Source organism: Agromyces terreus, assembly GCF_009749465.1.
Lineage (GTDB): Bacteria > Actinomycetota > Actinomycetes > Actinomycetales > Microbacteriaceae > Agromyces > Agromyces terreus.
The window spans coordinates 1-23,959 of the sequence record NZ_WBIS01000008.1 but is presented as its reverse complement, the minus strand read 5'-3'; the positions used below and the strand labels follow the sequence as shown (position 1 = coordinate 23,959).

The window sequence follows — 23,959 nt, the reverse complement described above, 5'->3', positions numbered from 1 at the left end:
GCGCACGCGCACGCGCAGGCGCTCGCGCCTCGTCGTGATCAGGCCCCGGGGGTGCCTTTCGCCTCGAACGCATCGAGCGCGGCGTTCATCAGGGCGGTGCGATCGAGACCGGTGCGCGCGCTGAGGTCGGCGATGCGTCGGTCGAGCGCGGCGTCGAGCGACGTGTCGGGCTGTCCCGAGGCTGCCACGGGCTCGGCTCTCGGCGGGGTCGCGGCGGTCGCGGCGGTCGCATGCTCCCGCATGAGCAGTCCGAGCACGGGCAGCAGCACCGTGCCGAACGCGTCGACGATCGCGACGACGCCGAACCAGCGCCAGTACTCGTCTGCGTGGTTCCCTGGGATCTGCCAGTCGCTGACGAGCGGCAGGGAGAGCATGACGGCGACGATCGCGATCGCCAGGAGCGTGACCGCGAGCACGGCCCTGATGACGGTACGACGCCGACCGGCCAACAGCAGCACGAGGTTCGCCTGGGCGAGGCTGAGCGCGGCGATCGCGGCGGCGCCGAATGCGTGCCCGACGAATCCGAGGAAATCCCCGAGGCCCGTCTCGTAGGGCACCCAGATCGAGATCAGGCCGAGGACGAGCGCGAGGCCGCTCACCGCGAGGCCGACGTAGCCGACGATCCGTACCGGGCGTCCGGCGACCGCCAGGTGGCAGAGCGCGACCACGCTGAACGTCGCGACGAGCAGCGTCGTCGTCAGCACCTGTGACTGCAACGTGTCGAACTCGCCCGAGAGCAGCACGACGACGCCGGTGACGGCGGTGATCGAGAGCGAGACGACGAGCACGATGACCGCGATACGTCGATAGCCGCGCAGGCTCCGAACGGCCGGCGCCGGTGCCGAGCCGTGTACGGTCGGGCCGGGATCGGCGCCGGTCGTCGCGGGTGCGTTCGTGCTCACAGGACCTCCTCGTCGGTGCGGTCAGCATAGGGGAGGAGGCCCCGTCGGCCGGCGAAGCGGCATCCGAAAACTGGGTTATACCTGAGACCGTCGAACAAATCAAGAATCGACTGGACACGGCGTGCCGCAAAGTATATGGTTAACCTTTGCGCTCCCAGACCCACTATGCCTTCATATTGCGGTCGGCTTCGCATGTCGGGCTCATCCCCGGCATCGGCACGCGTCTCGGGGCAATTTTCTCCGCTACCGACAGTGAACCGGCCCGACGGGGCCGATGGAGGTTATTCACTTGGCTGCTGCGCGCAACGCGACCACGCCCACTCCCAAGAACGGACGCGGTGCAAGCCGTCTCTCGTTCGCCAAGGTCACCGACACCCTCACCGTACCCGACCTGCTGGCCCTGCAGACCGAGAGCTTCGACTGGCTCGTCGGCAACGACGCGTGGAAGGCGCGCGTCGAGGAGGCCGTCCAGGCCGGCCGCACGGACCTGCCCGAGGCGACCGGTCTCGAAGAGATCTTCGAGGAGATCTCCCCGATCGAGGACCTCGGCGAGACCATGCAGCTCTCGTTCACGAACCCCGAGCTCGAGCCGCCGAAGTACACGATCGACGAGTGCAAGGAGAAGGGCAAGACCTTCTCCGCCCCGCTCTACGTGAACGCCGAGTTCATGAACCACCTCACGGGTGAGATCAAGACGCAGACGGTCTTCATGGGCGACTTCCCGCTCATGACCGCGCGCGGCACCTTCGTCATCAACGGCACCGAGCGCGTCGTCGTCTCGCAGCTCGTCCGTTCGCCCGGCGTCTACTTCGAGCGCACGCCCGAGAAGACCTCCGACAAGGACATCTACTCCGCCCGCGTCATCCCGAGCCGCGGTGCGTGGCTCGAGTTCGAGATCGACAAGCGCGACCAGGTCGGCGTCCGCATCGACCGCAAGCGCAAGCAGAGCGTCACCGTGTTCCTCAAGGCCCTCGGCCTCACGAGCGAAGAGATCCTCGAGCAGTTCGCCGGCTACGAGTCGATCGCCCTCACCCTCGAGAAGGACAACATCCTCACGAAGGAAGAGGCGCTCAAGGACATCTACCGCAAGCTCCGTCCGGGCGAGCAGGTCGCCGCCGAGGCCGCGCGTGCGCTCCTCGACAACTTCTACTTCAACCCGAAGCGCTACGACCTCGCGAAGGTCGGCCGGTACAAGATCAACAACAAGCTCGGCCTCGAGGCTCCCCTCACCGACTCGGTGCTGACCGTCGAAGACATCGTCGCGACCATCAAGTACCTCGTCGCCCTGCACGACGAGCGCACCACGCTGCCCGGCCGTCGCAACGGCAAGGACATCGACCTGCGCCTCGACGTCGACGACATCGACAACTTCGGCAACCGCCGCATCCGCGCGGTCGGCGAGCTCATCCAGAACCAGGTCCGCACCGGCCTGTCCCGCATGGAGCGCGTCGTCCGCGAGCGCATGACCACGCAGGACATCGAGGCGATCACCCCGCAGACCCTGATCAACGTGCGCCCCGTCGTCGCCGCGATCAAGGAGTTCTTCGGCACGTCGCAGCTCTCGCAGTTCATGGACCAGAACAACCCGCTCGCGGGCCTGACCCACAAGCGTCGCCTCTCGGCGCTCGGCCCCGGCGGCCTCTCGCGAGACCGCGCCGGCGTCGAGGTGCGAGACGTGCACCCCTCGCACTACGGCCGCATGTGCCCGATCGAGACCCCTGAAGGCCCGAACATCGGCCTCATCGGCTCGCTCGCGTCGTTCGCGCGCATCAACTCGTTCGGCTTCATCGAGACCCCGTACCGCAAGGTCGTCGCGGGCAAGGTCACCGACGAGATCGAGTACCTCACCGCGATGGAAGAGGCGGGCGAGGTCATCGCCCAGGCGAACGCGCCGCTCAAGTCCGACGGGCACTTCCAGGAGGACCGCGTCCTCGCCCGCAAGACCGGCGGCGAGGTCGACCTCATCCCCGCCGACGAGATCGGCTACATGGACGTCTCGCCGCGCCAGATGGTGTCGGTCGGCACGTCCCTCATCCCGTTCCTCGAGCACGACGACGCGAACCGCGCCCTCATGGGTGCGAACATGCAGCGTCAGGCCGTGCCGCTGCTGCGCAGCGACTCGCCGTTCGTCGGCACCGGCATGGAGGGCTACGCGGCCGTCGACGCCGGCGACGTGGTCACCGCCGACAAGGCCGGTGTCGTCGCCGAGGTCTCGGCCGACGCCGTCACCGTGCAGCTCGACGAGGGCGGAACGCAGACCTACTACCTGCGCAAGTTCGACCGCTCGAACCAGGGCACCTCGTACAACAACCGCGTCGTCGTCACGGCCGGTGAGCGCATCGAGGTCGGCGAGGTCATCGCCGACGGTCCCGCGACCGACAACGGCGAGCTCGCGCTCGGCAAGAACCTCCTCGTGGCGTTCATGCCGTGGGAGGGTCACAACTTCGAGGACGCGATCATCCTCAGCCAGAACCTCGTGAAGGACGACGTGCTCTCGTCGATCCACATCGAGGAGTACGAGGTCGACGCCCGCGACACGAAGCTCGGCAAGGAGGAGATCACGCGTGACCTCCCCAACGTGAGCCCCGACCTGCTGGCCGACCTCGACGAGCGCGGCATCATCCGCATCGGCGCCGAGGTCCGCCCCGGCGACATCCTCGTCGGCAAGGTCACGCCGAAGGGCGAGACCGAGCTCTCCGCCGAAGAGCGCCTCCTCCGCGCGATCTTCAACGAGAAGAGCCGCGAGGTGCGCGACACGTCGCTCAAGGTGCCCCACGGCGAGCAGGGCACGATCATCGCGGTCAAGGAGTTCTCCTCCGAGAACGACGACGAGCTCGGCTCGGGCGTCAACCAGCGCGTGGTCGTCTACATCGCCCAGAAGCGCAAGATCACCGAGGGCGACAAGCTCGCCGGCCGCCACGGCAACAAGGGCGTCATCTCGAAGATCCTGCCCGTCGAGGACATGCCGTTCCTCGCCGACGGCACCCCGGTCGACGTCATCCTGAACCCGCTCGGCATCCCGGGTCGAATGAACTTCGGCCAGGTGCTCGAGACCCACCTCGGGTGGGTCGCCAAGCAGGGCTGGAAGGTCGACGGCAACCCGGCATGGGCCAAGAAGCTGCCCAAGGCGGCTCACGAGGCCGCGCCCGGCACCAAGGTCGCGACCCCCGTGTTCGACGGCGCCTTCGAGGAGGAGATCGCGGGTCTGCTCGACTCGACGCTCCCCAACCGCGACGGCGAGCGCCTCATCGACTCGAGCGGCAAGACGCAGCTCTTCGACGGCCGCTCGGGCGAGCCCTTCCCGTACCCGGTCTCGGTCGGCTACATGTACATCCTGAAGCTGCACCACCTCGTCGACGACAAGATCCACGCGCGTTCGACGGGCCCGTACTCGATGATCACCCAGCAGCCGCTCGGTGGTAAGGCGCAGTTCGGCGGTCAGCGATTCGGTGAGATGGAGGTGTGGGCCCTCGAGGCCTACGGCGCCGCGTACGCGCTCCAGGAGCTCCTCACGATCAAGTCCGACGACATCCTCGGCCGCGTCAAGGTGTACGAGGCCATCGTCAAGGGCGAGAACATCCAGGAGCCCGGCATCCCCGAGTCCTTCAAGGTGCTCATGAAGGAGATGCAGTCGCTCTGCCTGAACGTCGAGGTCCTCTCGGCCGACGGCACCGCGGTCTCCCTCCGCGACACCGATGACGAGGCCTTCCGCGCTGCGGAAGAGCTCGGCATCAACATCTCCGCGCGCTTCGAGTCGTCGAACATCGACGAGATCTAAGCCTGGCCAGTAGACGACTACAGAGACTTTCCAAGGAGAGAAATTGCTCGACGCAACCACATTTGACGAGCTTCGCATCGGTCTGGCCACGGCAGAGGACATCCGCAAGTGGTCCTACGGTGAGGTCAAGAAGCCCGAGACCATCAACTACCGCACCCTGAAGCCCGAGAAGGACGGTCTGTTCGGTGAGCAGATCTTCGGACCGAGCCGTGACTGGGAGTGCGCGTGCGGCAAGTACAAGCGCGTCCGCTTCAAGGGCATCGTGTGCGAGCGCTGCGGCGTGGAGGTCACCAAGTCCTCCGTCCGTCGCGAGCGCATGGGCCACATCGAGCTCGCCGCTCCCGTGACCCACATCTGGTACTTCAAGGGCGTGCCCTCGCGCCTCGGGTACCTACTCGACATGGCGCCCAAGGACCTCGAGAAGGTCATCTACTTCGCGGCCTACATGGTCATCGATGTCGATGAAGACGGGCGTCACGCCGACATGCCCGGTCTCGAGAACGAGATCCGCCTCGAGATCAAGACGATCGGCGACCAGCGCGACGCGCGCATCGCCGAGCTCATGAAGCGCAAGGAGGACGACCTCGCGGCCCTCGAGGCCGAGGGCGCCAAGTCCGACGTGCGCAAGCGGGCCGAGGCCGCCGCCGACAAGGAGATGACCGGCGTCCGCAAGTCGGGCGACGAGCAGATCGCGCACCTCGAGCGCGTGTGGGAGGACTTCCGCACCCTCAAGGTCGGCGACCTCAAGCCCGAGGACTCGGTGTTCCACGAGCTCCAGGACCGCTTCGGCATGTACTTCGACGCCTACATGGGCGCCGAGGCCATCAAGAAGCGCCTCCTCGCGTTCGACCTCGCGGCCGAGGCCGAAGACCTGCGCCTGCAGATCGCCGAGGGCAAGGGTCAGAAGAAGATCCGCGCCATCAAGCGCCTGCGTGTCGTGAGCTCCTTCCTGCAGACGGGCAACTCGCCCGCCGCGATGGTGCTCGACGTCGTTCCGGTGATCCCGCCGGAGCTGCGCCCGATGGTGCAGCTCGACGGCGGCCGCTTCGCGACCTCCGACCTCAACGACCTCTACCGTCGTGTGATCAACCGCAACAACCGTCTTCGTCGTCTGCTCGACCTCGGCGCCCCCGAGATCATCGTCAACAACGAGAAGCGGATGCTGCAGGAGGCCGTCGACGCGCTGTTCGACAACGGCCGCCGCGGACGCCCCGTCACCGGCACCGGCAACCGCGCCCTCAAGTCCCTGAGCGACATGCTCAAGGGCAAGCAGGGTCGCTTCCGCCAGAACCTGCTCGGCAAGCGCGTCGACTACTCGGGCCGTTCGGTCATCGTCGTCGGCCCGCAGCTGAAGCTGCACCAGTGCGGTCTGCCCAAGCAGATGGCGCTCGAGCTCTTCAAGCCGTTCGTGATCAAGCGCCTGATCGACCTGAGCCACGCTCAGAACATCAAGGCCGCCAAGCGCATGGTCGAGCGTTCGAACCCGCACGTGTGGGACGTCCTCGAAGAGATCATCCGCGAGCGCCCCGTGCTGCTGAACCGTGCACCCACCCTGCACCGTCTCGGCATCCAGGCGTTCGAGCCGCAGCTCGTCGAGGGCAAGGCCATCCAGCTCCACCCGCTCGTCTGCGCCGCGTTCAACGCGGACTTCGACGGCGACCAGATGGCCGTGCACCTGCCGCTGTCCGTCGAGGCCCAGGCCGAGGCGCGCATCCTGATGCTCGCGTCGAACAATATCCTGAAGCCGTCCGACGGCCGCCCGGTGACCCTGCCCTCGCAGGACATGATCATCGGCCTGCACCACCTGACGACCGAGAAGCCCGGCGCCGCCGGCGAGGGCCGCGCGTTCTCGTCGATCTCCGAGGCCATCCTCGCGTTCGACCAGAACCGTCCGGGCGAGATCGCGCTCGACCTCAACGCGAAGGTGCGCATCCGTCTCGACGGCGTGCACTTCGCCGAGGGCGAGGCCCCCGAGAACTTCGTCGAGGGCAAGCCGTTCCTCATGGAGACCACGCTCGGTCGCGCGCTGTTCAACGAGGCGCTCCCGGTCGACTACCCGTTCTTCAACGAGCAGGCCGGCAAGGGCCAGATCTCGGCGATCGTCAACGACCTCGCCGAGCGCTACCCGAAGACCGAGGTCGCCGCGACCCTCGACCGCATCAAGGACGCCGGCTTCCGCTGGGCGACCCGCTCGGGCGTCACCGTGGCGCTGTCCGACATCATCACGCCCCCCACCAAGGGCGAGATCGTCGGCCGCTACGAGAAGCTCGCCGCGAAGGTGCAGTCGCAGTTCGAGAAGGGCCTCACGACCGACGCCGAGCGTCGTCAGGAGCTCATCCAGATCTGGACGAAGGCCACCGACGAGGTCGCCAAGGCCATGCAGGAGAACTTCCCGACCGACAACACCATCAACCGCATGGTCACGTCGGGCGCCCGTGGTAACTGGCTCCAGGTTCGCAACATCGCCGGTATGCGTGGTCTCGTGAACAACCCGAAGGGTGAGATCATCCCCCGTCCGATCATCTCCTCGTACCGCGAGGGTCTGTCGGTGGCGGAGTACTTCATCGCGACGCACGGTGCCCGCAAGGGTCTGGCCGACACGGCCCTCCGTACCGCCGACTCGGGCTACCTCACGCGTCGTCTCGTCGACGTCTCGCAGGATGTCATCATCCGCGAAGAGGACTGCGGCACCGGCAAGGGCCTCAGCCTTCCGATCGGTGCGGCCGACTCCGAGGGCGTCCTCGTGCGCGACCCGAACGTCGAGAACTCGGTGTTCGCCCGTTCGCTCGCGGCCGACGCCGTGAACGAGAAGGGCGAGGTCGTCGCCGAGGCGGGCGAAGACGTGGGCGACGTGCTCATCGACAAGCTCATCGCGGCCGGCGTCGAGTCGATCAAGGTGCGCTCGGTCCTGACCTGCGAGTCCGCGGTCGGTGTGTGCGCGAAGTGCTACGGCCGTTCGCTCGCGACCGGCAAGCTCGTCGACATCGGCGAGGCCGTCGGCATCATCGCGGCCCAGTCGATCGGCGAGCCCGGCACGCAGCTCACGATGCGTACCTTCCACACCGGTGGTTCGGCCTCGGCCGACGACATCACGCAGGGTCTTCCCCGCGTGCAGGAGCTCTTCGAGGCGCGTACCCCCAAGGGTGCGTCGCCCATCGTCGAGGCCGCCGGTCGCATCACCATCGACGAGTCCGACCGTCAGCGCAAGGTCATCCTCACGCCCGACAACGGCGACGAGCCGATCGCGTACAACGTGCTCAAGCGTTCGACCCTCCTGGTCGAAGACGGACAGCACGTCGAGCTCGGTCAGCAGATCATCGTCGGCACGGTCGACCCCAAGGAGGTCCTCCGGGTCAAGGGCGTGCGCGAGGTGCAGAAGCACCTCGTCGACGGTGTGCAGGGCGTCTACCGCTCGCAGGGTGTGCCGATCCACGACAAGCACATCGAGGTCATCGTCCGCCAGATGCTCCGCAAGGTCACCGTCGTCGACCACGGCGACACCGACCTGCTCCCCGGCGAGCTGGTCGACCGGTCGAAGTACAACGAGATCAACCGCGCCACGCTCACCGAGGGCAAGAAGACGGCCTCGGCCCGTCAGGAGGTCATGGGTATCACCAAGGCTTCGCTGGCGACCGAGTCGTGGCTCTCGGCCGCGTCCTTCCAGGAGACGACCCGCGTGCTCACGCAGGCCGCCATGGAGGGCAAGTCCGACCCGCTGGTCGGCCTCAAGGAGAACGTGATCATCGGCAAGCTGATCCCCGCGGGCACCGGTCTGAACAAGTACCGGAACGTCGCGGTCGAGGCGACCGAGGAGGCGAAGGCGGAGCGGTACCCGAACCGCATCTTCACCGACGACGCCGCGTTCACCGAGGGCGACCTGAGCTTCGTCGACTTCGACGCGTTCTCGAACGACGACTTCACGCCCGGCAACTACAGCTAGGCGCGAATCGCTCCACGAACGGCCCCCGAACCTCACGGATCGGGGGCCGTTCGGCGTCTCCGGCCCGTGCTGCCCGCCCCTCATCCCGCCCCGCCTGGCAGCCAATTCAGGTTCGCACCCGGCGTGTCGCCTTCGGGTGCGGCCAGTCGGGGGTGCGACACGCCTCCGCACCTGAATTGCCACAACGGGCGGATGCCACAACGGGCGGATGCCACGGGGCGGGCGGATGCCGCGGGGCGGGCGGATGCTGCGGGGTGGGCGGATGCCGCGGGGCGGGCGGATGCCGCGGGGTGGGCGGATGCCGCGGTGCGCTGCGCCCCGTTGGGGAGGCCCCCGCTCTGGGGACTGACGGCCGCGCGACGCCGAACCTAGTGTTGCCGCCACACGCGGAACCCGATCCGCGTGCTTCACACCTCGGTGCGGTGGTCGACCCGACGGCCGCTCCGACCGATCGTGCGGAGCGACGATGGCCGTCCTCGGAGAGATCCTGATCCTGCAGGGCGACGTGCCCTACGAGCACCTGCACGAGATCACGTCGATCGACGATTCCGACGAGCGCGCGGTGCGTTCGCTGGTGACGCGCGGCCTCATCACGGAGCGGCAGTTGCAGCGGGCGCGTGCGGCGCAGGCGGGGGTGCCCTTCATCGACGACCTGCTCGAGTACCCGGTCGAGCAGGAGGCGGTCGACCTCGTGGGCCCGGCGACGTGCCGGCGGCACTCGGTGCTGCCGATCGCCGTGGCGGGCGACGCGATCATCCTCGCGATGGCGACCCCGGGCGACGTGTTCGCGCTCGACGACGTGCGGGTCGAGTCGGGGCTGACGGTGAGCCCGGTCGTCGCCGATCGGGCCGAGCTGCTCAGCATGATCGACCGCTACCACCGGGCCGACGAGGAGCTGCTCGACCTGGCGACGACGCTCGAGGGCGAGGCCGAGGCATCCCTCACCGAGACGTTCCAGGTCGCGGACGCCGACGACGATGCGCCGATCGTGCGGTTGGTCAACGTGCTCGTGTCGCAGGCGATCGCGGACGCGGCATCCGACATCCACATCGAGCCGCAGGAGCACGCGCTGCGGGTGCGGTACCGCATCGACGGGGTGCTGCACGAGATGCAGAGCGCGCCGAAGAGCATCCAGAGCGGCGTGATCTCGCGGCTGAAGATCATGGCCGACATCGACATCGCCGAGCGGCGCAAGCCGCAGGACGGGCGGATGTCGGCGGTCGTCGGCGGCCGCAAGATCGACGTGCGCGTGGCGACGCTGCCGACGGTGTGGGGCGAGAAGGTCGTCATGCGCATCCTCGACAACTCGCACGCGAGTCTGGATCTGCAGGATCTCGGCCTGAGCGAGGGCAATCGGGCGGTGTACGAGCGCTCGTACCGCAAGCCGCACGGCATGATCCTGGTCACGGGCCCGACGGGGTCGGGCAAGTCGACGACGCTGTACGCGACGCTCAATGCGGTGGCCCGGTCGGAGGTCAACGTGATCACGGTCGAGGACCCGGTCGAGTACCGCATGAACGGCATCAACCAGGTGCAGGTGAACACGAAGGCGGGGCTGACGTTCGCGAGCGCGCTGCGCAGCATCCTCCGGTCTGATCCCGACATCGTGCTCGTCGGCGAGATCCGCGACCGCGAGACGGCGCAGATCGCGATCGAGGCATCCCTCACCGGTCACCTCGTGCTGTCGACGCTGCACACGAACGATGCCGCGAGCGCGGTGGTGCGCCTGACCGAGATGGGCGTCGAGCCGTTCCTGGTGGGGTCGGCGGTCGACTGCGTGGTGGCGCAGCGGTTGGCGCGGCGGTTGTGCGACCGGTGCAAGGCGCCTGTCGAGGTCACGGTCGAGGAGCTCGCGGCGATGCGCTTCGAGCTCGCGCCGGGCGAGGGCATGCCCGAGATCTTCGCGGCCGTCGGCTGCCAGGCGTGCGCGAAGACGGGGTACCGGGGCCGCATCGCGCTGCACGAGGTCATGGAGGTCGACGAGGAGCTCGAGCGGCTCGCGGTGGCGCGTGCGGCGGCGAGCGAGATCGGTTCGACGGCGCGCCGCAACGGCATGCGGTCGCTCCGGGAGGACGGCTGGGCGAAGGTGCGCGACGGCGTCACCTCGATCGAAGAGGTCCTGCGGGTCGCGATCTAGCGACCGCGGGGAGAGGGGCACGCGCATGGACGCACCTGAGCAGCGCTGGGCCGACGAGCCGTTCGAGGCGGCCGGATGGGCGACGGATGCCGCGGGCGGCGGCTCCGACGTCGCGTCGACGTTGCTCGGCGCGGGCCCGATGGCCCCCGCCGTGCAGGATCTCGAGCCGAAGCACGTCTGGCCGGAGGGGCAGGGCCCCGAGCCCGACCCGGGCATGCTGCCGATCATCCCCGAGGGGCGTCGGGCGGTGCCGACGTGGGACGAGACGGGGCGCACGGCCTCGGTGGTGCCGCTGACGCCGGCCGAGGAGGCGGCGCTCGCCGCGGCCGACGCGGCGATCGTCGGCGCGCTGCGTCAGGTGCAGCTGCCGGCGGTGTCAGACCTGCACATCGCGGTGGGCGCTGCGCCGACGTTCCGCATCGACGGGGGCCTCCGACAGGCGACGGGCCCCGCGTGGGATGCCGAGCGCGTGCGCACGGCCCTGACGAGCCTGCTCACGGCGGAGCAGCTCGCGGTGTTCGAGCGCGATCTCGAGCTCGACTTCTCGTTCGCGGTGTCGCCCGAGCAGCGGTTCCGCGTGAACTACTCGATGCATCGGGGGGCGATGGGGGCGGCGTTCCGACTCGTGCCGGCCGACATCAAGGACCTCGCCTCGCTCGGCGTGCCGAAGACGGTGGAGCAGTTCGCGACGCTGCCGCGCGGGCTCGTGCTCGTGACGGGTCCGACGGGGTCGGGCAAGTCGACGACGCTCGCGGCGCTCATCGACCTCGTGAACCGCACGCGGGCCGACCACATCATCACGGTCGAGGATCCGATCGAGTTCCTGCACGAGCACAAGCGGTCGATCGTGCACCAGCGCGAGGTGGGGCCCGACACGCACAGTTTCGCGTCGGCCCTGAAGTTCGCGCTGCGGCAGGACCCGGACGTGATCCTGATCGGCGAGCTGCGCGACCTCGAGACGATCTCGGCGGCGCTCACCGCGGCGGAGACGGGCCATCTCGTGTTCGCGACGCTGCACACGCAGGACGCCCCGCAGACGATCGACCGCATCATCGACGTGTTCCCGCCGCATCAGCAGGGGCAGGTGCGCCAGCAGCTCGCGGCGACGCTGCAGGGCATCGTCTGCCAGACGCTCGTGCGGCGCGCGACGGGCGAGGGGCGCACGATCGCGACGGAGGTGCTCGTGATGACGCCGGCGATCGCGAACCTGATCCGCGAGGGCAAGACGTTCCAGGTCGCGTCCGCGATGCTCGGCGGCCGCGATCTCGGCATGCAGACGATGGACCAGTCGCTCGCGGCCCTCGTCGACGCCGCGGTCATCACGCGCCGGGTCGCCCTCGAGAAGGCGCACGATCCCGACGCGTTCGAGCAGCTGGTGCGGCGCAGCGGCGACGTGACGCGCACGAACGCGCCGTCGCTCGGCGAGATCGACTTCGGCGACGGGTTCACGAAGGGGGTCCGCTGATGGCGACCGCGCAGTACACGTACGTCGGCCGCGACACGGCCGGCAAGATCGTCAAGGGCCGAATGGATGCCGCGAGCGAGTCCTCCGTGGCGGGGCGCCTGGCGGTCATGGGCCTCGCGCCCGTCTCGATCGAGGAGGCGCCGCCCGGCACGGGCCTGCAGCGCGAGATCTCGTTCGGCGGCGGCTCCGACCAGGTGGCGCTGAAGGACCTCGCGGTCATGGCGCGCCAGATGGCGACGATGATCGGCGCGGGCCTGTCGATCCTGCGCACCCTGTCGGTGCTCGAGTCGCAGACCTCGTCGAAGAACCTGCAGCGCATCCTCACGAAGGTGCGCGACGAGGTCGAGCGCGGGTCATCCGTCTCCGAGTCGTTCGCCGCGTTCGAGCACACGTTCCCGCCGATCATGATCAGCATGATGCGTGCGGGCGAGACGGGCGGATTCCTCGACCGGGCGCTCGCCTCGGTGGCCGAGACGTTCGAGAAGGAGGTCAAGCTCCGCGCGGCCATCCGCTCGGCGCTCACCTACCCGGTCATCGTGCTCATCATGGCGGTGCTCGCCGTGATCGGCATGCTCGTGTTCATCGTGCCGATCTTCAAGGACATGTTCGACGGGCTCGGCAGCGACCTGCCCTGGCCGACGCAGCTCCTCGTGACCGTCTCGGAGCAGATGGTCTGGATCCTGCCGGTGCTGCTCGTGGTCGGGCTCGCGTCGTGGTTCTGGTGGTCGCAGAACCGCCATACGGCGCGAGTGCGCCGCGCGATCGACCCGTGGAAGCTGCGGGCGCCCGTGTTCGGCCCGCTCGCCCGCAAGGTCGCCATCGCGCGCTTCGCCCGAAACCTGTCGAACATGACGGGCGCGGGCGTGCCCATCCTGCAGTCGCTCAAGATCGTCGGCGAGACCTCGGGCAACTGGGTCATCGAGCAGGCGCTCGACCGTGTCGGCGAGCAGGTGCGCAAGGGCAGTTCGCTCGCGGCGCCGCTCGCCGCGGAGCAGGTGTTCCCGCCCATGGTCACGCAGATGGTCTCGGTGGGCGAGGACTCGGGCGCGCTGGAGCCCATGCTCGACAAGGTCGCCGAGTTCTACGAGCAGGAGGTCGAGACGGCCTCCGAGCAGCTCACCGCCACCATCGAGCCGCTCATGATCGCCCTTCTGGGCGTCGTGATCGGCGGCATGGTCATCGCGCTCTACCTGCCCATCTTCTCGATCGCCACGGCGGTGCAGGGCGGCTGACGCGCAGCCCTCGACACGGCGGCGGATGCCCCGACAGCCCGATCCTGATCGGGCTCTCCGTCATGGTGTCCATGCGTATGCATTGACCCTCGAAAAGGGGGTCTGATCAGGGATAAATGTCACCCATCGGGGGACTTATGGCGGTGATTCCGCGTTCCTAGACTCACCTCACAGCCGGCCTCCCACCGGGTGAAACCCGACAGAATGGAATCACCGTGATCAAGCGGATCCTGGAGTCGCTCGAGCAGCGACGCACCCAACTCAAGGACGAGGACAAGGGCTTCACGCTCATCGAGCTCCTGGTCGTCGTCATCATCATCGGCATCCTCGTGGCGATCGCCATCCCCGTGTACATCGGGCTGCAGAACGGGGCGCGTGATTCAGCTGCCCAGTCGGACCTGACCAACGCAAAGATTGCAACGATTGCGTATTGGGCGGACGATCCCGATGCTGCGGCACCCGCTACACCCCTTTCGACATCGCTCGGGAACTTCGGCTACGTCGAGAGTGATGGGTTGGATTCAGCCGCGCTCTTCAGCGGCACTCCGACGTCCGCGTCGTTCTGTATTGAGGCGACAAGTGGGGCCGGCAACGAGTTCCACATCACGGAATCGACAGAAGTCGCGGAGAACGGCTGCTAGCTCGCTCGACGGCGGGGCGCCGACCCCAACGGCGCCCCGCCACCACCCGCTCCACCCACTGACGGCAAACCCGAAGCCCGAAGGACCCACGTGTTCGCACGCACCGCAGCCCTCGACGAGGCCCACCCCGCAGACGATGCGGGGATGGGCCTCGTCGAGGTGCTCGTCGCGATGCTCGTCTTCGCGATCGTCGCCCTGAGCGTCGCGTACTCGCTCACGTTCACCCTCGCGAACACCCGCGACAGCAAGGCGCGCCAGATCGCGCTCAACCTCGCCTCGCAGGAGATCGACAAGGTGCGCGCGATCGGCGACCCGTTCAAGGTGCTCACCGAGACGACGCCGGTCACCCAGGACGGCGAGACCTATTCGATCCAGCGGTCGACCTCCTGGATCAGCACGGCCGGCACCGACGCCCCCTGCTCGATCGCCGCCGGCACGCTGCAGTACAAGCGCGTGAACGTCACGGTCACGTGGACCAACATGGGCCCGACCGGCATCCCCGCACGCACCGATACGCTGCTCGCACCCGCATCCCGCATCAACGATCCCGCGAAGGGCACGCTCCTCGTCTCGATCAAGGGTGCCGACGGACTGGGCGAGCCGGGCGTCTCGTTCACGATCACACCCGGTACGGGAGTCGCCCTCGAACCGACCGATGCCGAGGGCTGCAGCTTCGTGCTCGGCGTCGCGCCCGGAACGTACACGGTCAGGCCCAGCCGCCCGAACTATCTCGATATCGACCAGGTCTCGGCTCCGACGAAGAGCGTGGTCATCGTCGCCGGTGCGTCGGCGTCGGCCGCGTTCCAGTACGACCTTCGCGGCACGTTCCCGCTGCGCTACGCCTCGAACGCACTCCGCCTGCCCACGCAGACCCCAGCCGTGCCCGCCCGGAGGATCGAGTACCCGAACGAACTCGTGACGACGTTCATCAACTCGAACGGCGTCTGGGCCTACCCGTCGCCGGTCGTCGAATCGGCCGTGACGGCTCCGGCCGCCGGTATCGGCTCGTGGACGAAGGAGCTGCATCCCTGGCAGATCGGCTATCAGGCGTTCGCCGGCCCGACCACCGCCACGTGCACCGTGCACGACCCGCAGGCGTGGCCACCGACCACGGCGACTCCGCCGCTCGTCGGCTCGCGGTCACCGCTCCAGAGTGCGGCGCCGGGCGGCACCTCCACCGACCTCGATGTGCCGATGGGGCTGGTCGATGTGCTTCGGCCGAGTGGGAGCGCCAACGACGCTCGCACGTTCCTCATCGCGGTTCGGCAATCGGCTCCGGTCGCAACCGGCCAGCCCGCGTGCACCGGCTCGACGCTGCAGTACAACTTCGGGTCGGTGCTCGCTTCGACGACGGTCGCGGCCCGCGTCGCGCTTCCGTTCGGAAGCTGGAAGCTCTATGCCGTCACGGCGACCGCCACGGCGACACCGGCCGAGTCGAACGTGCTGAAGACCGGCGTCACGCTCAGGACGCCCGGCGTCGTGCCGAACACCGACGGAGGGTTCGCCCTCGACCCGCGCGGGGTGGCGCCGTGATCCGCGGCATCCGTCGGCGTCTTGCGAGCGACGACGCGGGCTTCAGCCTCGTCGAGCTGCTCGTCGCGGTGATCCTGATGGGCATCGTGCTCACGATGATCGCGAACATCTACATCGCGACCGTGAAGGGCACGCATCAGGCCGGTGCGGTGCACGAGTCGACCGGCAACGCCTCGAACGCCGCGAACGAGCTCGGCGCGGTCATCCGGTTCGCGACGACGAATCCCAGGTCGGGCACGACCGACCCCGATCCGGCGATCCTCGCGGCGACCTCGACACGACTCGTGCTCATGGCGACGGTCGGCGTCTCACCGACGGCTGAGACGGGTGGGCGACCCACCAAGCCCACGCTCATCGAGTTCTCGCGCACGGCCGCCGGTCAATTGCAGGAACGACGGTGGATTCCGACAGCGTCTGGCAGCACATGGGTCTTCGCGGGCACGGATCCGACGACGGTGGCGCCGGCGTCCGTGCGCCTCCTTGGGGGAACCCTCACCACGGGTACCGCGCTGTTCACGTACTACGACGCCGTCGGCAACCCGATCACGACACCGGTCGCCGGCTTGAACGCCACCCAGCGCGCCGGGGTCAGCGAGATCGGCGTGCGGGTGAGCATGGTGCCGCCCGACGACCTCACGGCGGCGCCGGTCGTCATCACGGCCCGCATCCCCCTCGCCAACCTCGGCCTCCGGGAGCCATCATGAATCTCGACACGCGTGTGCGACCGGCCCGTGACGACGAACGGGGGGCCGCGCTCCTGACGGTGCTCGGCATCTCGCTCGTGCTCCTGATCCTCATCGCGATCGGGGCGAGCTGGTCGCTCGCGGGCCTCCGCAAGGCCGCGACCGACAACGACACCAGCGCCGCGCTCGCGGCCGCCTATGCGGGCGCCGACGAGTACACGAGCCGTCTCTCGAATGACGCGAGCTACTTCAGGTACGGCAACCCCGCGTCGGCGTTCTCGACGGCCAGCGGCAGCTCGGTGGCGCTGCCCGTGCCGCCCGCCAAGCCGGCGAACCCGGCGTTCAATGTGGCGGCGGGCGCACCGTGGGCGAGCGTCGCGGGGTCGGGCGGGCGGGCGAGCTTCCGCTACGAGGTCGACAACTCCAACTTCGACCGGACGGGTGTGATCCGCGTGCGCTCCACGGGCAAGGTCGGCACCGCGGTGCGCAGCATCATCGTGAGCATCAAGCAGAAGGGCTTCATCGACTACCTCTGGTACACGGACTACGAGTTCGGCGACCCCATGTACAACACCGGCACCTGCTCGCCCATCCGCCACGATTGGGAGGGTGGCCGCCCTCCCGGCTGCGTCGACATCCAGTTCCGCAACGAGGACGAGATGAACGGGCCGGCGCACTCCGACGATCGCATGCTCATCTGCGGCGGGTCCGATTGGAACGGCAGCGTCACGACCGCCGACCCGCGCACGCCGAACTACTCGTCCTGCGGATCGGGGACTCCGAACTTCAACCAGGGCGCACCCGTCTCCACGTCGACGGTGGGCATGCCGCCGACGAACCAGGAGATGGAGAACGAGACCCGCGTCGACCTGCCCGACACCGTTGCGCGACCGGGCTGCCTGTACACCGGGCCCACCGTGATCACCTTCAACTCGGGCGGCACGATGACCGTGATCTCACCGTGGACGCGCGTCACGCAGCCGTCGTACACGACCGGCATCGCGTCCCAGAGCCCGAATACCTGCGGACGGATCGCCGATCTGAACTCCTACGCCGGCGCGACCATTCCGGTGCTCGACCAGAACCTGATCTACGTGCAGGACGTGCCGTCAGCCACCGGGCCGGCCGACCCCAACCGGCCGACCAGCACGTCGTACCTCCCCCCACGGTTCACCTGCGTCGGTTCGGGCCGGACGAGCGGGTGGCAGTTCCGTCAGGGCACGAACGCCTGGCCGCGTATCGGCTTCCCGTACTTCGGCAATACCACGGCCTCGACCGAGACGATCCCGGCGTCGCCGGTCTCGACCGATGCCAACCCGTCCTATGACTGCAGGCGCGGCGACGTGTTCGTCCGAGGCGACCTCAAGGGCGCCGTCACGATCTCGGCGACGGTCGTCTACATCACGGGCGACCTCAAGTACGTGCCGTCGACCGACTCGATCCTGGGGCTCGTCGGCCAGAACTCGGTCTGGGTCTGGAACCCGATGCGCAGCAGCACCGCGATCAATCCGTACGGCACGGGAAACCGCCGAATCGATGCGGCGATGATCTCAGTCGCGCACGTCTTCCAGGTACAGAACTACAGCGTCGGCTCGAAGCGAGGGGATCTCATCGTCAACGGGGCGATCGCGCAGAAGTTCCGCGGCATCGTCTACAACGGCGGCGGATACGACAAGGACTACAACTACGACACGCGCTTCAAGACGATCGCCCCGCCGAAGTTCCTCACCCCCACGTCGACGACGTACGGCGTGACCCAGTTCTCGTCCACCGCGCCCGCCTTCACGTCGACGGGAGCGCCGAACTGATGCCCGCCGTCGCGACCCTCGCCGCCGCCCTGCCCGCGTTCCTCGTCGCGGCCGTCGGCGTGCTCGGCCTCGCGATTGGGTCGTTCCTCAACGTCGTCGTCTACCGCGTGCCGGCGGGCCGGTCGGTCGTCGCGCCGCCGAGCGCGTGCCCCGAGTGCCACTCCGAGATCCGCCCGCGCGACAACGTGCCGGTGCTCTCGTGGCTCGTGCTGCGCGGGTGCTGCCGCGACTGCGGGGCGCCGATCTCGGCGAGGTATCCGCTCGTCGAGCTCTTCACCGGGCTCGCGTTCGCGGCCATCGCGGCGTGGGTCGCGTTCGGCGCGACGCTGCCGGGCGGGCAGGTCGGCGACGCGGGCGTGGGTACGCCTGCCAGCACGACCGCCGGGCTCGCGCACTCCCTGCTCGACCTCGCGATCATGCTCGTCCTGGCCGGCGTCAGCATCGCCCTCGCCCTCATCGACCTCGACACGAAGCGGCTGCCGAACGTGATCGTCGCGTGGGCGGCGATCCTGCTCGGCGGACTCGTGGTCGCGGCATCCCTCGTCGCGGGCGACCCGGCCGCGATCGGTCGCGCCCTGCTGGGCGGCGTCGGCCTCTTCACCCTCTACCTCGTGCTCGCGATCGTCTCACGCGGCGGACTCGGCCTGGGCGACGTGAAGCTCGCCGGGGTGCTCGGCCTCGTGCTCGCGTACTTCGGCTGGGCCGAGCTCGCCGTGGGCGCGTTCGCCGCGTTCCTGCTCGGCGGGCTCGCCGGCCTGGTGCTGCTCGTCACCCGTCGGGCCGGCCAACGCACCGCGATCCCGTTCGGCCCGTGGATGCTGCTCGGCGCCTGGGTCGGCATCGTCGTCGGCGAACCCGTCGCGACGTGGTACCTCGCCCTCGCCGGATTCGGCTGAGCGAGACCCCACCCCGAGGCGCCCGACTTTGGACAGAGATGGGCGACTCGGCACCCCGCCCCGGCACCACCCGAACACCCCGCACGACCCGAACGAAGGAACCCGAGATGGCACGAACACTCGCCGGCATCGACATCGGCAACGGCTCGATCCGTGCGGCGGAGATCGCCGACGCGGGCGGCCGCAAGACCCCCGTGCTCACCCACTACGCCGAGATCACGGTGCCCGAGGGCGCCGTCGTCGGCGGGGAGGTGCGCGAACCCAACACCGTCGCCGCGGCGGTGCGCTCCCTCTGGTCGCTCGGCGGATTCACCACGAAGGACGTGGTGCTCGGCATCGGCGGCGAACGCGTGCTCGCCCGCGACTTCACGGTGCGCCGCGCACCGCTCGCGCAGATCCGCGACTCGCTGCAGTTCGAAGCGCGCGACGTGCTGCCGATGGCGCTCGCCGACGCGGTGCTCGACTTCTACCCGAAGTCCGAGGGCACGAGCGAGCAGGGGCCCGTCGTCAAGGGCCTGCTCATCGCCGCGCCGAAGGACGTGGTGCTCGGCAACGTGCGCGCCGTGCAGGGCGCGGGCCTCAAGGCCACCGACGTCGACCTGATCCCGTTCGCGCTGACGAGGTCGCTCGTGACGCGCGCCGGCATCACGAGCACGGTGGCCGTGGTCGACATCGGGGCCGAGACGACGACGACGCTCGTCGTGAGCGACGGCGTGGTGCAGTTCGTGCGCATCGTGCACACGGGCGGCAACACGGTCACCGCCGAGGTGCTGAAGGAGCTGGACTCCGATCCGGCGACGGCCGAGTCCATCAAGCGCGAGCTCGGCCTGCGTGTCACCGACGCCGAGAGCGCCGACGGGCGGCAGGCGGTCGAGGTCATCGCGGGCGTCGTGCGCGGCCAGCTCGCGGCGATCCGCAACACGATCGCGTACTACCAGAATTCCCATCCCGACGATCCCGTCACCCGGGTGCTGCTCACCGGGGGAGGCGCGCATCTCAAGGGACTCGCGACCGCGCTCGGCGAGCTCACCCGGCTCCCGGTCGAGCACGTCGACGTGCTCGCCGCCGTCAAGCTCGGGCATCGCATCGAGAAGGCCGGCCTCGCGGGCGATCCGCGGCACATGGCCGTCGCCGTCGGCCTCGCGCTCGGGAGTGCGGCGTGAGCGCCCGGGGCGGGCAGGACGGCCGCGGCGCACGCGGTCGCGCCGCCGATGCGATCGTGGCCGCCGAACCCCGGGCGAGCCTGCTGCCGGAGGAGATCCGCACCGAACGCGGCGACCGGCGGATGCGGCGGGGCCTCGTCCTCGGCATCATCGGCACCGCCGTGGTCGCCGCCGTCGCCATCGGCGCGGTCTTCGCGCTGCAGGTGCAGGCCGCCGTGCAGCTCGCGCTCTCGCAGCAGGCGACGACCGACCTGCTGCTGCAGCAGACCGAGTACGGCGAGATCCGCGAACTGCGCAGCAACGTCACGATCGTCGCGGCGGCGCAGGAGATCGGCGCCTCGACCGAGATCGACTGGCGCGACTACCTCCAGCAGGTGCAGGCCACGCTCCCCGCGGGCGTCGTCGTCACGCAGGCCGACATCGACTCCGCGACGCCCATGGCGGCGTACGCGCAGGCCACCGCGCCGCTCCAGGGGGCCAGGGTCGCGACGATCGCGTTCACCGCGACGAGCCCGACCCTCCCCGACGTGCCGCGCTGGCTCGAGGGCCTCGCCGACCTGCCCGGATACGCCGACGCGCTTCCCGGCGAGACGAGCGCCAACGACGACGGCACGTACACCGTCAACATCACGATGCACATCGACGACGAGGTCTTCACGAACCGGTTCGCCGAGACGCCGGAGGCGGCGTCCGACACGGCCGGCGAGACCGACGCCCAGAAGGACGGTGAATGAGCATGAACGCACGCAACCGCATGTGGGTGATCGGCTCGGTCGCGGCGATGGTCGCGATCCTGCTCCTGGCCTGGTTCGTCGGCATCCAGCCGCAGCTCGCCTCGCTCGCGGCGGTCCAGGCGCAGCAGGTCGGCATCGACGCCCAGAACGCCCGGGAACGGGCCGTGCTCGACCAGCTCGAGGCGGACGCCGGCAACGAGACCGAACTGCAGGCCGAGTGGGCGGTGGCCGCGGCATCCGTGCCCTCCGGAACCGGCGTCCCCGAGTTCATCGACCAGCTCAACGCGCTCGCGACGTCGACGGGCGTCGCGATCGAGCGCATCACCGTGAGCGACCCTGCGGCCTACGTGGTCGCGCCCCCTGCCGAGGTCGGGGCGGATGCCGCCGGCGAGGCCGACGACGGATCGGGTGCCGAGGGGGAGACGGCGGATGCCTCGGGCTCCGCGTCCGCCGCACCCGTCGGATCCGCGACATCCGCCCTGCTGACGCCCGCCAACTTCGCGACGATGCAGATCGGGCTCGAGGTCTCGGGCGCGTACCCGAACATCCTGGAGTTCGTGCACGGGCTCCAGACGGGGGAGCGCCTCATGCTCGTGAACGAGTTCGAGGTGAGCGTCGAGGCGACCGACCCGAATGCGACCGCCGAGGATTCCGCGGGCGGCGACGGCTCGGAGGAGGCCGCGCCGGCCCCCACGATCCCCGGGCACCAGGCGCGCATCGGCGGGTACATCTTCTCGCTCGTGAACGCCGAGGAGGCGGCGTCGACGCAGGACGACCTGGGCGCGCAGCAGGCGGCGGCGGAGTAGGCGGCGCGCGCCACGGGCTCGAAGATGCTCCGCGCGCGCTCCCGGGCGCGTGCGGCGACCGTTGCTAGCATGAGCCGACCGACCGCGGGTGCGTGGCGCCCGGAAGGAGCGCGATGATGAGCGACACGACGAAGGACCCCGACGACTCCGGCGCGTTCCCGGCCGACGAGGGCGACGCGACCGAGACGCCGAGCACCGCGCAGGCGGCCGACGCGCCCCTCGACGAGGCGGCGCCCGACGAGCACGAGCCCGACCTCGCGGCGGCGCCCGACGAGTCCGAGGCGCCGGCGGATGCCGCGCCCGAGCCGGTCTTCCAGCCGGCACCCGAGCCCGTGGCCGCCGAGCCCGAGCCCGAGCCCGATGCCGTCGACGACGTCGCGGCCGCTCCCGAGCCGGTCGAGGAGCCGGAGCCCGAGCGCGCGCCCGCGACGATCTTCGACGCGCCCGAGCCCGTGGAAGAGCCCGTCGCCGACTCGGTCGACGACGCCGAGGCCGCTCGCACCGCCCGTCTCGACGAGGCCGTGCAGCGGGCGAACGCCGGCGCCGCGGCATCCGAGGAACCGCTCGTGACCCCGTCCGAGCCGGCGCCGGTCGAGCCCGTCCCGTCCGAGCCGGCCCCCCTCGAACCGGAGCGCACGCCCGCCGAGGCGGTGCTCGTCGAGCACGACGTCGACGCGGCATCCGACACCCCCGAGGCGCTGCCCGAACCGGTCGCGGCCGACAGCGTGCGACGTGAGACGTACGTGCCGCCGACGCCCGAGGAGGCCGCCGCGGCCGCCGGTGCGGCGACCCTCGCGGCGCCCCCGGTCGCGCCGCAGCCGCAGACCATCTACGTGCAGGCCCCCGTGCCGCCCAAGGCGAAGGGCAATCGGGCCTTCGGCGCGCTCGTCGCCGCGATCGGCGCCGTCGCGTTCGCGATCATCTACGGGGCGGTCTCGTACCTCCTGCTCCTCGGGCGGGGCGACTCGGCGCGTGCGACCGACGTGTTCGTCTCCTTCCTCGGCAGCGCGGTGTTCTGGCTTCCGGTCGTCGCCGTGTTCCTCGCGTTCGCGCTGCTCGCGGCGATCGTGAACCGCGGGCCGTGGTGGGTCTACGCGGTCTTCGGACTCCTGGTCGGCGTGCTCGTGTACTTCTCGTACATCGGCGCCTCGCTCCTCACCGTGCAGGCGTGGACGCTCACCTTCGACGAGGCCGAGACCTTCATCTCGCAGCGCTGGCTCGATCCCTTCGCGATCGCGGCGGGGGTCATCGCCCGCGAGATCCCGATCTGGTTCGGCGGATGGATCGCCGCCCGCGGCCGCACGGTCACCGAGCGCAATCGGCTCGCCGTCGAGGCGTACGACCGCGAGCTCGCGGCGGGTCCGAAGCTCGCCGGGCCGACGTCCGCCGTCTGATCGCGGCGGTCGGGCCCTCGCCGCGGGGGAGGGCTGGCGCTCAGCCCCCGGGGCAGGCGAGCTCGGCGGCCGCCGGCGCGGGGTCGGCCTCGACGCCCCAGTCGGCGAACTCGAAGGTCGCGTCGCCGGTCTCGTCGGCGGCGGTGTACGTGCGCGGCAGCGGCGGCCCGTAGCGCTCGACCGAGAGCACGCCCAGCGCGGCGCCCTCGCCGATCACGATGTCGAGTTGCTCCTCGTCGCCTGCGGGCTCGCTCACCGCGAGCGGGGCGCCGCCGAGCAGTGCCGAGACGAGGTCGACCGGATCGAGCAGCGGGTCCCAGCGGTCGACCACGGGTTCGGCGCCGACGGTGCACACCACGACGCCCGCGGTGTCGGGGGCGTCGATGGATGTCGCGTACGCCTCGTTGCCCAGCACATGCGCGGTTCCTCCGTCGACGACGATGCGCGCCGAAGTGCCGCCGGAGCGCACGCGGGCGTCGAAGGAGCCGGCGCGCCCGCGGTAGTCGAGCTCGAGCGCGCGCCCGCGGACCAGGTCGGATTCGGGGTCGGACCGAGTCGTCTCGGTGAAGGTTCCGCTCGCGTGCACCGGTCCGGCGGCGCGCACGGCCGCGAGGACCTCGGCGGCGATGTCGTCGGCCGCGACGAGCCAGAGGCCGTTGCCCTCGGCCTGGTCGAAGGACTCGAGGTCGACGCCCGCGGGCGGCGAGGGTGCGGGCGGCGCCTTCGCGCATCCGGCGAGCAGCGACACCGCGAGCCCGGCGGCGAGCACGCCGCCGAGCACGGCCGCGCGACGCCGGAGCGCGCGGCGACCGGGCGTACGGCGCGGACCGGCTGCCGGACGTCGGGG

17 protein-coding genes are annotated in these 23,959 nt (G+C 69.8%); 15 read left to right on the top strand and 2 right to left on the bottom strand.

The window, feature by feature from the left end; genetic code table 11:
• Window positions 1-38: 38 nt before the first annotated feature.
• Entirely contained in the window at window positions 39-902 is an 864-nt protein-coding gene (locus GQQ92_RS13505; RefSeq protein ID WP_156999834.1) for a hypothetical protein, read from the bottom strand.
• A 289-nt stretch (window positions 903-1,191) separates the two neighbouring features.
• Between GQQ92_RS13505 and rpoB the strand changes: the two genes are divergently transcribed.
• The 15 genes from rpoB (at window position 1,192) to GQQ92_RS13435 (ending at window position 23,112) form a co-directional block, all read left to right on the top strand.
• The gene (gene rpoB / locus GQQ92_RS13500; RefSeq protein WP_156999833.1) at window positions 1,192-4,680 is read left to right on the top strand and encodes a DNA-directed RNA polymerase subunit beta; all 3,489 of its coding nucleotides are present in this window, start codon (window positions 1,192-1,194) and stop codon (window positions 4,678-4,680) included.
• A 43-nt stretch (window positions 4,681-4,723) separates the two neighbouring features.
• A complete protein-coding gene (gene rpoC / locus GQQ92_RS13495; protein ID WP_156999832.1) occupies window positions 4,724-8,620 on the top strand; it encodes a DNA-directed RNA polymerase subunit beta' in 3,897 nt (1,298 codons plus the stop codon).
• A gap of 192 nt (window positions 8,621-8,812) precedes the next feature.
• The gene (locus GQQ92_RS13490; protein ID WP_156999831.1) at window positions 8,813-8,992 is read left to right on the top strand and encodes a hypothetical protein; all 180 of its coding nucleotides are present in this window, start codon (window positions 8,813-8,815) and stop codon (window positions 8,990-8,992) included.
• Between the two features lie 94 nt (window positions 8,993-9,086).
• Window positions 9,087-10,757: a GspE/PulE family protein gene (locus tag GQQ92_RS13485; protein ID WP_156999830.1), complete on the top strand. Its 1,671-nt coding sequence runs from the start codon at window positions 9,087-9,089 to the stop codon at window positions 10,755-10,757.
• A 25-nt stretch (window positions 10,758-10,782) separates the two neighbouring features.
• The gene (locus GQQ92_RS13480) at window positions 10,783-12,222 is read left to right on the top strand and encodes a type IV pilus twitching motility protein PilT (protein WP_232057698.1); all 1,440 of its coding nucleotides are present in this window, start codon (window positions 10,783-10,785) and stop codon (window positions 12,220-12,222) included.
• Window positions 12,222-13,454: a type II secretion system F family protein gene (locus tag GQQ92_RS13475; protein ID WP_156999829.1), complete on the top strand. Its 1,233-nt coding sequence runs from the start codon at window positions 12,222-12,224 to the stop codon at window positions 13,452-13,454. The genes GQQ92_RS13480 and GQQ92_RS13475 overlap by 1 nt, the downstream gene beginning before the upstream one ends.
• Before the next feature lie 215 nt (window positions 13,455-13,669).
• Complete coding sequence (locus tag GQQ92_RS16945; RefSeq protein WP_156999828.1) at window positions 13,670-14,095, top strand: prepilin-type N-terminal cleavage/methylation domain-containing protein; 426 nt, start codon at window positions 13,670-13,672, stop codon at window positions 14,093-14,095.
• A gap of 90 nt (window positions 14,096-14,185) precedes the next feature.
• Window positions 14,186-15,628, top strand: a complete 1,443-nt coding sequence (locus GQQ92_RS13465; protein WP_156999827.1) for a type IV pilus modification PilV family protein — start codon at window positions 14,186-14,188, stop codon at window positions 15,626-15,628.
• Window positions 15,625-16,332: a type IV pilus modification PilV family protein gene (locus GQQ92_RS16625; RefSeq protein WP_197738262.1), complete on the top strand. Its 708-nt coding sequence runs from the start codon at window positions 15,625-15,627 to the stop codon at window positions 16,330-16,332. Before GQQ92_RS13465 ends, GQQ92_RS16625 begins: the two co-directional genes overlap by 4 nt.
• Window positions 16,329-18,119, top strand: a complete 1,791-nt coding sequence (locus tag GQQ92_RS13460) for a hypothetical protein (protein WP_156999826.1) — start codon at window positions 16,329-16,331, stop codon at window positions 18,117-18,119. The genes GQQ92_RS16625 and GQQ92_RS13460 overlap by 4 nt, the downstream gene beginning before the upstream one ends.
• Window positions 18,119-19,015: a prepilin peptidase gene (locus GQQ92_RS13455; RefSeq protein ID WP_156999825.1), complete on the top strand. Its 897-nt coding sequence runs from the start codon at window positions 18,119-18,121 to the stop codon at window positions 19,013-19,015. Before GQQ92_RS13460 ends, GQQ92_RS13455 begins: the two co-directional genes overlap by 1 nt.
• A 107-nt stretch (window positions 19,016-19,122) precedes the next feature.
• Window positions 19,123-20,178, top strand: a complete 1,056-nt coding sequence (gene pilM, locus GQQ92_RS13450; RefSeq protein ID WP_156999824.1) for a type IV pilus assembly protein PilM — start codon at window positions 19,123-19,125, stop codon at window positions 20,176-20,178.
• 56 nt (window positions 20,179-20,234) lie between these two features.
• A complete protein-coding gene (locus GQQ92_RS13445; RefSeq protein ID WP_156999823.1) occupies window positions 20,235-20,912 on the top strand; it encodes a hypothetical protein in 678 nt (225 codons plus the stop codon).
• Window positions 20,909-21,718, top strand: coding sequence for a hypothetical protein (locus GQQ92_RS13440; RefSeq protein ID WP_156999822.1), 810 nt, complete (start codon window positions 20,909-20,911; stop codon window positions 21,716-21,718). The genes GQQ92_RS13445 and GQQ92_RS13440 overlap by 4 nt, the downstream gene beginning before the upstream one ends.
• A 116-nt stretch (window positions 21,719-21,834) precedes the next feature.
• Entirely contained in the window at window positions 21,835-23,112 is a 1,278-nt protein-coding gene (locus GQQ92_RS13435; protein WP_156999821.1) for a hypothetical protein, read from the top strand.
• A 40-nt stretch (window positions 23,113-23,152) separates the two neighbouring features.
• Here the strand turns inward: GQQ92_RS13435 and GQQ92_RS16620 are convergent.
• On the bottom strand, window positions 23,153-23,959 hold an 807-nt coding region (locus tag GQQ92_RS16620; protein WP_407922081.1), incomplete at its 5' end, for a hypothetical protein.

Excerpts from the sequence above, each read along its gene's own strand:
- GQQ92_RS13440 (WP_156999822.1), top strand. The coding sequence starts at position 20,909 with ATGAGCATGAACGCACGCAACCGCATGTGGGTGATCGGCTCGGTCGCG.
- GQQ92_RS13435 (WP_156999821.1), top strand. The coding sequence starts at position 21,835 with ATGAGCGACACGACGAAGGACCCCGACGACTCCGGCGCGTTCCCGGCC.
- GQQ92_RS13460 (WP_156999826.1), top strand. The coding sequence starts at position 16,329 with ATGAATCTCGACACGCGTGTGCGACCGGCCCGTGACGACGAACGGGGG.
- GQQ92_RS13455 (WP_156999825.1), top strand. The coding sequence starts at position 18,119 with ATGCCCGCCGTCGCGACCCTCGCCGCCGCCCTGCCCGCGTTCCTCGTC.
- GQQ92_RS13480 (WP_232057698.1), top strand. The coding sequence starts at position 10,783 with ATGGACGCACCTGAGCAGCGCTGGGCCGACGAGCCGTTCGAGGCGGCC.
- pilM (WP_156999824.1), top strand. The coding sequence starts at position 19,123 with ATGGCACGAACACTCGCCGGCATCGACATCGGCAACGGCTCGATCCGT.
- GQQ92_RS13475 (WP_156999829.1), top strand. The coding sequence starts at position 12,222 with ATGGCGACCGCGCAGTACACGTACGTCGGCCGCGACACGGCCGGCAAG.
- GQQ92_RS13490 (WP_156999831.1), top strand. The coding sequence starts at position 8,813 with ATGCCACAACGGGCGGATGCCACGGGGCGGGCGGATGCCGCGGGGCGG.
- GQQ92_RS13485 (WP_156999830.1), top strand. The coding sequence starts at position 9,087 with ATGGCCGTCCTCGGAGAGATCCTGATCCTGCAGGGCGACGTGCCCTAC.